Source organism: Solibacillus ferritrahens, assembly GCF_037027585.1.
Classification (GTDB): domain Bacteria; phylum Bacillota; class Bacilli; order Bacillales_A; family Planococcaceae; genus Solibacillus; species Solibacillus ferritrahens.
In genome coordinates, this window is record NZ_JAXCLE010000001.1 from 335,566 (window position 1) to 350,496 (window position 14,931).

The 14,931-nt window shown below is 37.8% G+C and carries 14 protein-coding genes; 1 reads left to right on the plus strand and 13 read right to left on the minus strand.

The window, feature by feature from the left end:
- Window positions 1-126: 126 nt before the first annotated feature.
- The 7 genes from SNE38_RS01730 to SNE38_RS01760 form a co-directional block, all read right to left on the minus strand.
- Window positions 127-1,677 carry a fatty acid--CoA ligase family protein gene (locus tag SNE38_RS01730; RefSeq protein ID WP_191704405.1) on the minus strand — a complete coding sequence of 517 codons (1,551 nt, stop codon included), beginning with the start codon at window positions 1,675-1,677 and terminating at the stop codon, window positions 127-129.
- A 137-nt stretch (window positions 1,678-1,814) separates the two neighbouring features.
- Window positions 1,815-3,749 (minus strand): FtsX-like permease family protein, encoded by a 1,935-nt coding sequence (locus tag SNE38_RS01735; RefSeq protein WP_191704406.1) that lies wholly within the window; start codon window positions 3,747-3,749, stop codon window positions 1,815-1,817.
- Window positions 3,721-4,494, minus strand: coding sequence for an ABC transporter ATP-binding protein (locus tag SNE38_RS01740; RefSeq protein WP_191704407.1), 774 nt, complete (start codon window positions 4,492-4,494; stop codon window positions 3,721-3,723). The genes SNE38_RS01735 and SNE38_RS01740 overlap by 29 nt, the downstream gene beginning before the upstream one ends.
- A gap of 11 nt (window positions 4,495-4,505) precedes the next feature.
- Window positions 4,506-4,928: a hypothetical protein gene (locus SNE38_RS01745; RefSeq protein ID WP_191704408.1), complete on the minus strand. Its 423-nt coding sequence runs from the start codon at window positions 4,926-4,928 to the stop codon at window positions 4,506-4,508.
- A gap of 10 nt (window positions 4,929-4,938) precedes the next feature.
- A complete protein-coding gene (locus SNE38_RS01750) occupies window positions 4,939-5,922 on the minus strand; it encodes a sensor histidine kinase (protein WP_191704409.1) in 984 nt (327 codons plus the stop codon).
- On the minus strand, window positions 5,922-6,626 hold the full coding sequence (locus SNE38_RS01755) for a response regulator transcription factor (protein WP_191704410.1): 705 nt from the start codon (window positions 6,624-6,626) through the stop codon (window positions 5,922-5,924). Before SNE38_RS01755 ends, SNE38_RS01750 begins: the two co-directional genes overlap by 1 nt.
- A 205-nt stretch (window positions 6,627-6,831) precedes the next feature.
- Window positions 6,832-7,824 carry a lipoate--protein ligase gene (locus tag SNE38_RS01760; protein ID WP_191704411.1) on the minus strand — a complete coding sequence of 331 codons (993 nt, stop codon included), beginning with the start codon at window positions 7,822-7,824 and terminating at the stop codon, window positions 6,832-6,834.
- A gap of 140 nt (window positions 7,825-7,964) precedes the next feature.
- Between SNE38_RS01760 and yhfH the strand changes: the two genes are divergently transcribed.
- Window positions 7,965-8,090 (plus strand): protein YhfH, encoded by a 126-nt coding sequence (gene yhfH / locus SNE38_RS01765; RefSeq protein WP_008406441.1) that lies wholly within the window; start codon window positions 7,965-7,967, stop codon window positions 8,088-8,090.
- A gap of 166 nt (window positions 8,091-8,256) precedes the next feature.
- On the opposite strand, the gene SNE38_RS01770 is transcribed toward yhfH, so the two are convergent.
- The 6 genes from SNE38_RS01770 to SNE38_RS01795 form a co-directional block, all read right to left on the minus strand.
- Window positions 8,257-10,443, minus strand: a complete 2,187-nt coding sequence (locus SNE38_RS01770) for a YhgE/Pip family protein (RefSeq protein WP_191704412.1) — start codon at window positions 10,441-10,443, stop codon at window positions 8,257-8,259.
- A gap of 88 nt (window positions 10,444-10,531) precedes the next feature.
- Window positions 10,532-11,107, minus strand: coding sequence for a TetR/AcrR family transcriptional regulator (locus tag SNE38_RS01775; RefSeq protein ID WP_191704413.1), 576 nt, complete (start codon window positions 11,105-11,107; stop codon window positions 10,532-10,534).
- Between the two features lie 120 nt (window positions 11,108-11,227).
- Entirely contained in the window at window positions 11,228-11,728 is a 501-nt protein-coding gene (locus tag SNE38_RS01780) for a FixH family protein (RefSeq protein ID WP_191704414.1), read from the minus strand.
- Complete coding sequence (locus tag SNE38_RS01785) at window positions 11,728-13,119, minus strand: sensor histidine kinase (protein WP_191704415.1); 1,392 nt, start codon at window positions 13,117-13,119, stop codon at window positions 11,728-11,730. Before SNE38_RS01785 ends, SNE38_RS01780 begins: the two co-directional genes overlap by 1 nt.
- A complete protein-coding gene (locus tag SNE38_RS01790; RefSeq protein WP_191704416.1) occupies window positions 13,116-13,808 on the minus strand; it encodes a response regulator transcription factor in 693 nt (230 codons plus the stop codon). The genes SNE38_RS01785 and SNE38_RS01790 overlap by 4 nt, the downstream gene beginning before the upstream one ends.
- The gene (locus SNE38_RS01795; protein ID WP_336045763.1) at window positions 13,805-14,695 is read right to left on the minus strand and encodes a YncE family protein; all 891 of its coding nucleotides are present in this window, start codon (window positions 14,693-14,695) and stop codon (window positions 13,805-13,807) included. Before SNE38_RS01795 ends, SNE38_RS01790 begins: the two co-directional genes overlap by 4 nt.
- Window positions 14,696-14,931: the final 236 nt, after the last annotated feature.

Below are 14,931 nucleotides of genomic sequence, written 5' to 3' on the forward strand. Positions count from 1 at the left end.
TGTCTGCCTTTGTACCGTTACGCTATATAGGCGGCACTTACAGTAGAAGGCGCCGTCTCTACGCTCAAAATGCTATCCTCATTAAACAGCAAAACACCTATCACAAGTGCAATAGGTGTTTGTATGTTATGCTTTTGCGATTTCTTTTAAAGAGCGTCGTAGAATTTTGCCTGTTGTATTCTTTGGAAGTTCGTCCAATATTTCAATGACAGACGGCACTTTGTATTTTACAATATGCTTTGCACAGTATGCTCGAATGTCGTCAATTGTAACAGACGGATCTTTTAATACAACATATGCATGTACCGCCTCACCAAAATCCCGGTCAGGGAAGCCAACAACTGCTGCTTCTACTATCCCTTCATGTGAGAACAATACTTCCTCTACTTCACGAGGATACACATTGTAACCGCCTACAATTATTAAATCCTTTTTGCGATCTACGATGTAGAAGTAATCTTCCTCATCTCTTCTCGCTAAATCGCCTGTATATAACCAGCCATCACGAATCGCAACAGCCGTTTCTTCCGGCATTTTGTAATAGCCCTTCATTACGTTTGGTCCACGAACGATTAATTCGCCGACTTCACCGACTCCTACTTCATCGCCGTTTTCATCAACAATTTTATTTTCAACATTCACAATCGATTGCCCGATTGAACCTGGTTTACGTTCACGGTCAATAGGATTAAAGCATGTTACCGGTGAAGCCTCTGATAAACCGTAGCCTTCAGAAATTCGTACATTAAACTTTTGCTCAAAGTTATGTAGTAATGAAACAGGTAATGATGCTCCCCCAGAGATAGTCAATCGAACGCTTGAAAATGCCGATATGTCACCTTGGTCATATTGATATAGGAAATTAAACATTGTCGGTACTCCTGCAAATACAGTTGCCTTATATGTCGATGCTAGTTGGAAAATTTCTCCTGGACTAAAGCGTGGTGCCAATAATATTGTCGCTCCCCGCGTTAATGGTGAGTTCACCACAACTGTTAATGCAAATACATGGAATACCGGTAATGTTGCAATAACACGATCATCCGTCGTCATTTGCAAATAATCCCCAATATCACGTGCATTAGAAAACAGGTTATTATGTGTCAGCATTGCGCCCTTTGGATGACCCGTTGTACCGGAAGTATATAAAATAATAGCTGTATCGTCCGGAGCTAACTCTACCGGCTCTGTCGTACGAGCGGTTGAAGCCAGCACTTGTGAAAACAGCTTTGTTTTTTCTTTTGCACCATCCGAAAGTGCCGCATATTTCTCACCGATTTCCGGTGTCGTTTCGCAAATAATATACTGTTCAACCTGTGGTAATCCATGCACCCCTGCTTCCACAAGCGGTAATAGTAAATCCAGTGCGATAACAACCTTTACATCACCATTTTTAATAATATAGGAAATTTCATCTGCTGTATAAATTGGATTAATTGGAATCGCGACAGCACCAATACGCATAGACGCGTAAAGACTAATGATGAAATGTGGTGTATTACCAAGTAAAAATGCGACATGATCGCCCTTTTGTACACCTAAATCTTCCAAGGCTGCAGCAAATCGTGCAACGGTTTGCTCCAATTCCCCATATGACGTGCCCTTACCTAAAAAATAGTACGCTGTTTTTTCTGGTTGTTCGAAAGCCTGTTGTCTTACCTTTTCAACTAAATTCAATACACCCATCCCCTTTATGCGTAAAATGAAACAATATTCACTTTATTAGCATTATAAAATAAGTATATTAATAAAACAATACAAAAATCTCGCTCATACCAAAATATTGTACTAAAATCATATTTTTTCTATATCATTCATCCTCGAACATGCGATAAATACCGCCATCTTATTAAATAGAAATAGACGACTTGGATAATTGCAAACAAAGTAAATGAAAATACAACTTCCTTTACAATCGATAAATTCATCACATCGTTTAATACGGTTTGGACGACATAGAACGCGAAAGCACTATGGATAAAGGCTAAACCCCATGGCAGGAAGAACTGAATGACTAAATTCCGTGTAATAAGCCGCTTTAATTCTTTATCACTTAAGCCGACTTTTATGAGCATATCAAACTGTTTTTTCTCCCGGTCCAAGTTTGCATAAATTTTGAAATAAACAAAGCTTCCTGATGCCAATAAAAATACAGCTACTACTAATATACCAACGAGTGTTAACAAAGAATACGTAGCTAATATATAAGAATAATTTAAACCTGCATTTTCAAAATAAAACGGGAGTGTATATTCACTATTTAAAATATAATCTCTAGCGACCATTTGCTGAATTCCAAGACCAATTTTGTCAGTTTCAGTCCAGTTCGGAATATCAAAAGTAAATAGATGATAACCCGGCTCTACAACAGGTGTCATCTCAAAATCATGCACTAGACGAGTAAAGTCTTCATCGCTGATTATAATCGCATTACTGCTAATAATCGCTGTGGGGAAAAACATTTTCGGATACACACTATCAATCGTCAAGTTAATATTGTTTTCCTTTAAAACCGTCTCGACAACCTTCTCCTCCAATGTCTCAATCGAATCTTCCGAGTACGGAATGAACATCGCTTCCCCACTTGTTAAACTAACAAGCGGATATTTATAGGAAAACAGTAAATGGTTAATATCGGTTTCCCGAAAGACCTCTACCGGATTCGAGGTATAGGTGGATGTTTGACGTACTACAGTAAAACGAGTCATCTGATAACTAATTCCACTATCTTCAAGCTCATCAATAATCGAGAGGATATGCGCAGTTTCAAAAGGATTATCCATTTCCCCTTTATAAATAAGCCCAATCGGGTTGAGCTTATCGTATTGGGAAGTATAGGACGACATCGCAGATAATACGCCTACCGTTAAAAAAGCAAGTGTGGAAACAAGGGTAACGATGAAGAACATCCGAGAATTCACACGTAAAATATGCACTTGCTCGGCTATCGCCAACATACGCGCCCTTTTCCAATAAAACAGCTTGCGATTCTTCAAACTATCTATAATAAAAAGCGTTGTATCGGTAAAGAAATAATACGTCCCAAAAGTTACAAAGATTGGGATAAGCAGCGTATACGTAAAAATGGATGATTTTGTTGTAATAAGTGCTAAACTGTATCCACATAAAATAAGGACAATTCCTAAAATTGCACTACGTTTTGAATAGGTCGCTACAACATCAACAAATTTGGGACCCCTAATCAAATTCCTAATTTTAATGTCAGGAGTAAACATAATACTAATTGTCGAAATTACAATAAACGCACTCAAGTAAACAAATAACGTCAGCACAAACGGCTCCCATGATAAATAGAGCGGCAACGCAGTTAAGTTTAAAATTTCACGAACAATCATAAAGAAAAACTTAGAAAACGCATAGCCAAAAATAATTCCCGAAATGCATGAGAATATACCGATTGTCATCGTTTCGATAATAATCAGTTTTCCAAGTTGATTGCGATCCATCCCAAGTTGCAGCAATATCGCAAATTCCTTTGAACGCGCCTCTAAAAAGGCCCTCATTGAATAAAAAATGAAAAACCATGAAAATAGAACAAGTATAATTTCAGCAACAACCATCCCTGCAATTGATACTTCTCCTAAAAAACCACTTTCAATTTCAGGATGAAACATTAACATTGAATAGATAAAAAAAACAAAAACACTGAAAAAGCTGGCCATAAAAAAAGCAGCATAGTTTCTAAAATTCCGGAAAACGTTACGGTAAGCGAATTGAAGAAAAGTCACCGACATGTCCCCCCAATAAACTTAATACATTTAAAATTCGTTGGAAAAATGTTTGGCGTCGGTCATCTTTATAGATTTCATTGAAAAACTCACCATCTTTAATAAAAATTACACGGTCGCAATAGCTCGCTGCGATTGGATCATGTGTCACCATTAAAATAGTGGTGTTATTATCTTGATTCATTTTTCCCAATAATTCCAATACTTCTCGTGACGCATTCGAGTCTAAATTGCCTGTTGGTTCATCCGCTAAAACAAGCATCGGTTTATGAATTAATGCCCGAGCAATCGCAGTACGCTGCGCTTGTCCACCGGATATTTCATTTGGACGCTTTACTAAAATAGAAGTTAATTCGAGCAGCTCACTTAAATGATGCAAGCGCTCTTCCATTACGGCAATTGGCTGTTCATCAAGCGTTAACGGCAATATAATGTTTTCTTCTACCGTCAAAGTCGGAAGCAAATTGAAATCCTGAAATATAAATCCTAGCTGACGTCGACGGAAAAATGCAAGCTCTTCACTATTCAGCTTTTGAGGTTTCATTCCATTGAATATAATCTCTCCGGAAGTAAGCGTATCAATCATGGAGACCATATTTAACAGTGTTGTTTTACCACTGCCTGAGGGACCCATAATTGCTATAAACTCACCTTTTTCCACTTCAAAACTAAGTTGGTTTAGTGCACGCTTCGTCACTTTTCCTTCATACACTTTCGTTGCTTCCTGTATTTGTAAAATTGGCATAGTAACTCCTTTTAAACGAGTATATTACTTTCTATCACCCAAGGCAGGACAACTTCAAAGCTAATTTCGATAATAGGACCGTCCATGATTATTGGAACGTGATCCATTTCATCGGTTAGCGAAAAACAATACTCTCCTATTATGATATCCCATCCATCGACTTCACCTTCCACAATTTCACCGATAATATGGTATTTCCCTGAATACATAATAGCTGTATTGTCGTTTACTTGATGGCTTTCAAGTTGACTTGGCTTTGAAAGATCGATACCGAGCTCCTTAGCGAAATCAAGTACGATATGTTCTAAATGTTTTTCACACACTTCTACAAAATTGTGGCATTCCTTACTCATACAACGATAGCTGTTAAATTCAAATGCCGTTTTTGTTTTTTCTACATCTACCGCTAATTTCCAGTCTCCAATGTGTACCATCGAACGCCCCCTAAGATTGAAATACCACTTCTACCTGTGTGCCTTGACCTGTTTCTGAAGTAATAACGAGCTGATGACCGAGCTTATCGCATATTTCCTTTGCAATATAAAGCCCCATACCGGTAGATTCACCAGTTTTCCGACCATTTTCCCCAGTATAAAATGCTTTCGTAATTCGGGACAAATCAGCTTTCGGTATGCCAATTCCTTCATCCCGTATACATAATTGCACTTGGTTTTCCTTCTGTACTACCGTAATATATATTTTCTTATTTGGTTCAAATGTATATTTAACTGCATTCGTAATAAATTGTTCAATTAAAAAATGAAGCCATTTTATATCACTCATTACTATTATATCTTCATCAATGTTTACTTCCGGAAAGACACGATTCGTAATAAATAAACGTTTATTCTCATTGATAGTATCCATTACAACGGATTTAAGCGGTACTTTCATGATTTGCATATCGTCGGCGAAATTTTCCAATCGCGCATGCATTAACACCATTTCAAGACCTCGCTTTAAACGCTCCACTTCCTCTTGGACACTTTTTTTATCAAGCTCCTCTTCCTGCTGCAACAACAGCTCCAAAACCGACACTGGTGTTTTCATCTGGTGGACCCACTGATTCATAAATTTATATTGCCGCGATTGAGTCGCATACAGTACCTGTACTTCATGCTGATACAGCCGGTACAGTTCATGTAAATACTGTTCTGTCACTGCATATTCATACGTTTTCGCATTTTTTTGAAGCGCATCTTCCATTGTACTTGGCAGTACCGAAATCTTCGCTAAATATCGGCGTCTTAGCATATACCTCACAACTAGAAAAGAAAGAATAAGAAGAAAACTAATAGCAATGGCATAAATAGCGGTATTGATGTCACGAAACCCATCCAGCCAAAATAATGATAGTAAAAATAATGTCAGTACAATTTGGAAAATAATATAGGAAAGATGCTCCTTAATAAATAGTTTGATTGCCATTACATTTCCTCCGCACTTAATAAAAAGCGGTAGCCTGCCCCGCGCACGGTTTCAATCATTGACTTCACTCCATAATCCGCTAACTTTTTCCGAACACGAGTCATATTCACATTCAATGTATTCTCATCGACAAATGCTTGATCATCCCATAGTTCCTCCAGCAAATGATCTCGCGACACTACTTTTGGTGCTTGTCCCATTAATAAACCCAAAATAATACATTCCTTCTTTTGCAAAGGAATGACCAAATCTCTTAACTGAAGTTCCATCCGTTCCAAGTATAAAGTGAGCTGACCTTGTACAACTGTTCGCTCTTCCTGTCTTGTGGAATATTCACCATATGTACGACGTAAATGACTGCGAATTTTAGCAAGTACAATTTCATAGTTGAATGGCTTCGTAATAAAGTCATCCCCACCATTTTCCAATGCGAAAATTTGATCCATTTCTCCAGAACGTGCAGAAATGAACAGTATTGGACATTTCGTAAATTGCCTTAATTTCCGGCACCAATAATATCCATCATAAGAAGGTAAATTTATATCCAATAAAATCAGATGTGGTGAAAATGCCATGCATTGCTCGACCAATAAATCAAAGTCATCAATCGTCTCCACATCATATTGATATTTCCTTAATGTATCTGCTAATAGAGAAGCTATTTTTGGATCATCCTCTACGATGAAAATTCGATGCTTTTCCATCTGAATGACCTCCTTTTCAATAGGTTATCAAATAATAATACCTAATCATTTTAAATAATCCATCGTTCCTGCAGCGGCAACGTTTCACCGCAATAAGATGGACTTAAAAAATCTTTTTGAGTTTATCTTATTGTACCAAAAAAAAGGAGCTCTCGAAATTAGGAGCCCCCTCTTTAAACAACCTCATGATGCGATACACTGGATGCTAGTATATTAATTGAAGGAAGTCCTCTTCAGATACCCCACCAAAATAAGTAGGAATTTCAATATTTTTTAGCTTTTCCGCAATTGCACCACGTTCGTATTTAGTGCCGATCAGTAATTGTGCGACTTCCTCCACATCACCGATACCGAAGAAATCACCAAAGATTGTTGCGTCTTCAATAACTCCTTTGTTTACATCTAAACGAATATCTAAACCGCCTGATGGAAATCGCTTAGTCTTTTGAATATTGAAGCGTGGCGATTTGCCATAATTCCATTCCCATAACTGATAGCGGCTTTTGGAAATTTCATGGATTTTTCCCCAATCCTCTTCCGTAAGCTCATAATATTTAATGTTTTCTTCCCCACCGAAAATCGATTTTAAAATTTCCATGCGGAACTCTTCAACTGTAATTTTTTCAGGTAGGAAATCAACTATGTTTGCGACACGCGAGCGCACAGACTTAATCCCTTTAGATTCGATTTTGTCCTGTTTAACTTTAAGTGAATTAACAACAGCATCTATATCCAGATCAAACATTAACGTACCATGACTAAACATTCGGCCACGAGTTGAATATTGTGCATTGCCCGATACTTTCTTGCCTTCAGCCAAAATATCATTACGACCCGATAGCTCTGAATTTACTCCTAATTTCGCAAGTGCATCCACAACTGGTTGTGTAAACTTTTTGTAGTTGCTGAAACTGTTCCCATCATCCTTCGTTAAAAAGCTAAAGTTTAAATTGTTAAGATCATGGTAAACTGCGCCACCACCTGAAAGGCGTCGCACAACAATAATTCCGTTTTTTTCTACATAGTCCGTATTAATTTCTTCGATTGTGTTTTGGTTTTTCCCGATAATGATTGAAGGCTGATTAATGTAAAACAGTAAATAATCATCTTTTTCAATATCCATATTCTTTAATACATACTCTTCTATCGCCAAGTTAATGCGTGGATCTGTAATCCCTTTGTTATCGATAAAATACATGGGGCTTCTCTCCTTCACAATATGTCCAAATTTATTTTAACTTAAAATGGGCCATTTGTGTTGACGAATTAAATCTGTTATAATACAATACATAATATAAACAGAAGTAATATAACAGAACATTAAAGGAGGCATGCACAATGTTAGAAAACGTAGTGGAATTTTTCAAGAATTTACCTGATAAAATTTGCGTTCAATGCGGTGATAAAATCGAAGAACAAAGCGAGTGCTACAGCAACAATTGTGATAAATGTAACTCTCTTTAATTTTTACACACTGTTTAATTCGCATTATTTCAAACCTTCATCTTAGATAAAAGATGAACCTATAATAGCTTACATGAACCACGAGCCCGCTCAATGCTCGTGGTTTTTTCTGTCCGCAAAAAATAAGCATGGATTCGGGTTACCCTTGAATCCATGCTTCTTATCTCTAAGCTTCTGTATGATGTTTTGAATAGCGTTTTTTATAAAGTAATGCAAAATAACTGAATGTGATTGCCAAGCATGAGAACATTACTGTACCTAAAATCGACCAGTTGAACATCAAGAATGTTGTATCACCTGTTGAAATAGCTGCTTTAAAGCCTTGCACAGAGAATGTCATTGGTAAAATTTTATTAAAGAAGTGCAATTGCTCCGGTACTAGCTCGATTGGGAACGTACCCGCACTTGTTGTTAATTGAAGTATTAGTACAACAATTGCAATAAATCGTCCTGGATCGCCGAACAATGACACTAATAATTGAACCATCGCTAAAAATGTAAAGCTTGTTAAAATCGTTGTCAGAATAAATAGTGGCATACTATTGACCTCAAGACCAAGCCCCCAAACGACAATTGCAATCGTAATGAAGGATTGCACTAATCCTACACCGATTAATACCGTCACTTTACTTATAAACCAGCTTGCACTGTTTTTCGGTATAATAGCTGGTTCAACGAATGGGAACACGATTGAAATTAATAATGCTCCAACGAATAATCCTAATGAAATGAAGTATGGTGCAAAACCTGTACCGTAGTTAGGTACGTGATTTACTGATTCCTTTTCTATTTCCACAGGAGAGCCTACCATATTATACGTATCTTCAGTTGGATTAACTTGTACTTTCTCGCTTGCTTCTGTTAACTTTCCAGATAATGTTTTCGTCCCATCCTTTAACTCTTTCGTGCCATTTACTAAAGTAGTCGAACCTTGCGCTAACTCACCTGATTTTTCAGCTAATAAGCTTGTGCCATCGCTTAATTTATTAGAACCATCCACTAATGTGTTTAAACCCTGCGCCAATGAGTTGGCACCTGTTGCGGCATTCAATGCACCTTTGCTTAATTCGTCTAATTTCCCTGCAATTGTTGTGTTGCCTTCAGATAATGAACTAGCTCCTGCAACTAGCTGTGCCGAATTTTGCTTTAATTGTGCAACACCGGCATTTACTTCTAGTTGTCCTGCATTTAATTTATTCGCACCCTCACTAATCATGGCAATTTTATCATCAAGCCCATTTACGCCTTCATGTAACTGACCTAAACCACCGCTTAATTCTTTACTGCCAACTTGTAACTGTGCGAGTGCTGTTTTTAAAGCTTCTTGATTTTCTTCTGGTAGCATTGGAAGGATAGCTTCTAATTGGCTCGCTAATTTATCCATCCCACCTGCTACATTTGCAGATCCATCTGCCAACGCTTTAACTTTGTCATCAATGTTTGCTGTACCTTGTGTTAGCAACTTCAAGCTTTCTACTAAGCTTGCTTGGCCTGATGTAATTTCCTTTTGACCGTTTGCTACTTGATCTATACCATTTGTATAGCTTTCAATACCTTGTTGCAGAGTATTCGCGCCATCTGCTGCTGATTTTGCTCCTGCTGACAATTGATTGCTACCATCAGCAATTTTTGCTACACCTGTTGCTAATTCCTTTGCACCTGCCGCAGCATTTTTCGCACCAGCTGTTAATGTGCCTGTACCGTCTGACAATTCAACAGTACTTGATGCCAATTGCTCTAAATAGCCCTTCAGCTCATCAGCGCCATCTGCCAGCTTCGCAACACCTTTATCTAGTTCTCCTGCACCATCTGCCGCCTCGACAAAACCGTCACCCAGCTGTGTAATGGAATCAAATAACTTTTCGGCATATGTTGCTGAAACTTGCATATTTACTTCCGCCTTAATGCGGTCCATTGCAGTTTCACCAATTTGTGCACTTAAAAAGTTAAAGCCTTCATTTGGAATATAATCGATAACCAATTTTTGTGGTTGATCATCTAATAATGTTGTTGCATGCTCCGAGAAATTTTCCGGAATTTTAATTAAAATATAATATTTTTGATCCAATAATTTTTGGTCTGCTTCCTTTACATCTACTTCCTCAAACTGGAACTGCTCACTATCTATGAGCTTGTCGACCAATGTTTGACCGAGCTCCATTGTTTTGTCATCCATCATAGCCCCTTTGTCTTCATTAACAATGGCTACCGGCATGCTTTCTAAATTAGCATATGGATCCCAAAATGCCCATAAGAACATCCCACTGTACATGACAGGAACAAAAAGAACGGCAATAACTGAAATAAGCATTTTCTTTGTTTTAAAGATCTTCAGCCATTCTGCTTTTATCACACTAATTTCCTCCTTTAAAACTATATGACCGAAATCGTCATTTGGTCATTTCTTGGTAAAAAGAAACCACTCCACTAGGAAGTGACTATTACTTTTTCTTTGCCAAACCTCTGAAAAGGGTTTCGCTGAATAATGTCAAAATTTCTTGTTCGTTGAGTGGCTCATTATGTGTCAACTGCCAGTCTACAATAAAAGCTAAATACGATTTAAACAACAAAAAGGCTACATGCTCAGGGTTACATTCAATAATCTCATCTTTTGCAATGCCATTACGAATACGCATTGATACATATGAAATGATTTCCGATTCGATTTTCAACAACATTTGCTGTACTTCAGGAGTGCCTAGCGCTGTTTCCTCTTCTATTAGTTTAGCAAACAGTAAATGTCGTTCGCGGAATTGCAGCATTTTCATCAATGCTGTATGCGCATTTTGCATAAAGCTTGCATTTGTATCAATTAGCCGATCTGTTTCGTGCTTCATTTCATTGATTAAATGGAATACCACTTCCTGAAACAGCTCTTCTTTATTTTTGAAAAACGTATAAATTGTCCCTTTCCCGACATTAGCAATTTTAGCAACTTGTTCAATCGTTGTTGCTTTATAGCCAAATAAAGTAAAAGACTTTGTTGCGCCCAGTAGAATTTCATGTCGACGATCCATAAATCCACCTCCTCAAAAAAAGTAGCATTCTAATAATTAATTTTAAAATCAAAAATGACCAGAATACCACATCGGTCATCCAGTCATTATTATACACCGTTCATTTCATTTTGCAATCAATTAATGTCCATGCTCATCTTTTTCTTCATCCTCTTCATCACCTTCATGGCTTGACCCATGTTCCATTGAATTCGAGCTTGTATCTTCGACTACTTTACTCATATCAGGATTTCCTACAATTAGCTTTTGCTTTGGCATAACATGCATTCCGCGAGCCGTCGTATGGGCAAACATATAATATACTCCATCATGACCGAATGTATAGTCAGCCATATATATTCCATCCTCTGTTAGTTGCCCGTCCAACATCTCTCCATCATCCCTAAACCCGGACTCCCATACTTCAAACTTTACTTCCTGTGCGTCATTCACAGCTTCTTCCTCCTGCGTGACACGTGCTGCAAGCTGAACGGCTTCTCCTGCGTTTAATTGCTCTGCAGTTTGAATTTGTACATCGACAAATGCCGGCACTTCAGCGGTATCTAGTGTTTCCACCTCTTCATCACCACAACCGAATAATACGAAAGGTACTGCAACTAAACTATATAACCATTTTTTCATCATTCTTCCTCCATTAAAGGGAACATGACACTTACGGCTGCCCCTTCACCTAATATACTTTTGATTTTCAATTTTCCTTTATGCTGTTTGACAATTTGCTCCACTATCGATAATCCTAGACCACTTCCGCCGTCTGATCGGCTCCGCGCTTTATTCACACGGTAAAATCGCTCCGTCACATGAGGCAGATCTTCAGGTGGAATACCTATCCCATAATCAGTAATCGTTAAAACTGCATATGATTCTACTATAGAAGATTCTACACGAATGCTAGAATGATCAGTTGAATAGTGTATTGCGTTTTCAAGGATGTTAATAAAAACTTGCTTTAGTTTTTCTTCATCACCAATGACAATTATTTCTTCATTTAATTGTTGAACAAATTGAATATTTTTTTCATTTGCCTTTTGTTGTACTAAACGAATGGCATCACGGATAGTTTCTGCAAAGACAAGCATATCAAAATACGATTCTGCCTGGCTGTCTTCCTTACGTGCCAGCTGCATGAGTTCATTCGTCAGGCGCTCCATCCTTGTAGCTTCTTTCGCAATTAACCGAATCGCTTCATCCCGCTTAGCTTCATCGATTATTCCTTTTTGTATGGCTTCACTATACCCTTTTACATAGCTAATCGGTGTACGAAGCTCATGTGAAACTGTTGCTAAAAAGGATTTTTGTGCTTCGTCATCTTGCTGAATTGCATCTGCCATTTGGTTGAAAGCGGAAGATAAATGCCCAATTTCATCATTTACTGAAACATTGACCCGTACATTGTAATCCCCAGCAGTCATTTGATTTACGGCATGCTGCAATGTGTCTAATGGCTGTAAAATTTTCCGCATTCCTTGATAGACGAAAAAGCCCGCTACAAGCAAAAACATAATTGCCCCTGTTATGAGTAAAATCACTTCTTCTTTTGCCAATTCCGAAATTTTGGCTAACGGATAATAGATGTAAAGAATGCCTTCTAGCCGATTTTGATCTGTAAACGGGAGAATGACTGATATTATTTGCCGATCAAACCGCTCCTCATATCCTATCTTTGTTACAGCATTCCCTAGCAGTAATTGTTTCCGCTCATCCGGTCCAATTAATGCATCATAGTCAATATCAAATGGCACACATGCACTTAATTCCCTCGGGTTTCGGACAGCGAATATTTCAAGATTAGACATTGCGGCAAACTGTTCAATATCGGCGATTAACTGATCCGATACTTTGCCTCCACTATATTTCGTCTGTAGCTTCTCACCTGTTTCAATCATTGTGCTTTTCGTATCTTCCACGTAAAGCTGTTCATATAAAAAGTTTGTAAATATGTACATAAAGATGATGGTTGCACTTAAAAATAACACCATTAATAGCCAGAGCTTTGAAGATATTTTTTTCATGTCGTATGTTCAAAGCGATAGCCTACACCCCATACTGTTTGGATGTATTCACTCGCTTCTTTCGATTTTTTGCTCAATTTTAGCCTCAATGTTTTAATATGAGTATCCACTGTACGAGCTCCACCTGCATAATCAATATCCCAAATTCGTTCCAAAAGTTGCTCGCGCGTATAGACGATACCCGGTTTTAACATAAATAAATGCAAAAGCTCAAATTCCTTTAAAGTTAACAATACGGCATCCTGTTCGATGTATACTTTCCGTGAAACTTCATCCATTTTTAAGATACCTCGGCGCAAGTATTGGATTGGTGGCTGTTCACTTACTGCTCCAACCCTTCTTAACACCGCAAATATGCGCGCGACTAATTCATCGGCAGTGAAGGGTTTGACAATATAATCATCGCCCCCTATCATTAGACCCTTTACCTTATCTTCGTTTGCATCGCGGGCTGTCAAAAAAATAATAGGAACTTTTGCCATAGCCTGCATTGCTTCACAAACAGCAAATCCATCTTCCCCTGGCATCATCACATCAAGCAAAACTAAATCCACCTGCTGCTGGGACAATATAAAATATGCTTCAGCGCCATTTGCTGCCTGCACCGTTTGAAATCCGGATTTCGTTAAAATAACATCGATTAATTGGCGCATATTTTCTTCATCATCTACTATTAAAATAGTTGTCAATGACTATCCCCCCTTACGAGCAATTGAAAAGGTCCCTCTTTTGTTTTAACCTGCTTTTGAATTTCACCATCATCTAAAAAATAAAGCGTATGATCATCATATCCCGCAACAACCAACTTATCCTGAAATTGGGCAACTGCAAATGGATTTGCCCCAATATCCTGTTGCCACAATATATCACCATCTGCCGTAACACGATAAATTGTATTGGAACCGTGGCTCGATACAATGATATCTTCATCCGCTTTCGAAAAAGCAATCGGCATTAAAGGCAGCGTGAACTCTCTATTTAACTGACCTGTACTTAAATTATATACACGGACGAATTTATTCGGTTTATTTCCAATTCCATGACCCCCAACCCATAATTCCTGATGCTCATGCGAGACATACAACCCTTGGGAAGATGTTGAAACTGGCCATTCATCGATTACCTCTAAGTTTTCTTTATGTACGACAGATAACACGGTATCTTTATAATTTATCACATATAAATAATCTTTCGACGCCGCCATTGACATTGGATAATTGCGCAACTTAACTTTTTTCTTGAGTTGCCCATTTTCGGTATAGCTTATTAGTTCATTTGTTTTGCCATTTGTTAAAAATAGTTGGCTCGTATCTTCATCATAATAACCATTTGTAATTCCTAATCCTACTTCAATGGACTTCACCTTTTTCCCAGATGAAAGCTGTAAAATATCCGCATGCTGCAATTGATAGCCGTATAGCAATACTTGATCAAATCCAATTAATACTGCTCCTGTATATCCTTTCTCGAAAACCCATGTCGTGATTAATTCACCTGACTGTCCGTAAAAGGTTAAGGAAGGCTGCAAAATATTAAGGGATGCAACAAAAGGTTGATGTGGATTAATATCTTCCATTCTTTCGCTATCACAACTAGCTAAAAGTAAAAGAACTATGCAACTAAAAAAATATATTATGATTTTTTTCATTGTCATTGCACCTCATCAATAAGCGTACTAAAAATATGTGAAATTTGCATGAAGCCAATAGGATAATTTTGTGAACGAATAAAGTAAATTCACACCAAAAAAGCTGCATTAAAAGCAATTATACTTTTAATACAGCGTTTTTGTTCAATTAACATATTGAGTGG